1 protein-coding gene is annotated in these 661 nt (G+C 48.4%); it reads left to right on the forward strand.

The genetic code is table 11. The features are described 5' to 3' along the window. A partial coding sequence (locus tag R7Q48_RS28000; RefSeq protein WP_318133566.1) for a nucleoside transporter C-terminal domain-containing protein occupies positions 1 to 661 on the forward strand: 661 nt, incomplete at both ends.

The raw sequence follows: 661 nt of genomic DNA on the forward strand, positions 1-661 counted from the left end.
CTGCAACGGCAAACATTTTTGTCGGCACTATCGAAGCGCCACTAATGGTGAAACCCTACCTAAAACACATGACTGATTCGCAGTTCTTTGCGGTAATGACAGGTGGTTTGGCATCAGTAGCTGGTGGTACGTTGGTAGGTTATGCCTCGTTGGGTGTTGATCTTAACTACCTTATCGCTGCTGCCTTTATGTCTGCGCCCGCAGGCTTGTTGATGGCAAAAATTCTCATGCCAGAAGATGTGAACAAAGCACCAGATATCGACATTAGCCAGGTGGAAATTCCACGCGCAACTAACGTGGTAGAAGCGTTAGCCGATGGCGCAATGGCGGGTGTTCGTATCGCTGTGTCTGTAGGTGGTACGTTGTTAGCGTTCATCAGCGTAATCGCGTTGCTGAACGGCATGCTAGGTTGGGTTGGAGACCTTATTGGTACGCCACTAAGCTTTGAGCTTATTTTAGGCTACGTATTTGCACCTGTCGCATGGTTGTTAGGTGTGCCATGGGAAGAGGCGATTACGGCGGGCTCGCTTATCGGTAACAAGATCGTGGTGAACGAGTTTGTTGCTTTCATCCAACTAGCAGAAGTGAAATCTCAGCTAAGTGCTCACTCTCAAGCTATCGTGACTTTCGCACTGTGTGGTTTTGCAAACATCTCTAGTAT

Source organism: Vibrio sp. 378, from assembly GCF_033339435.1.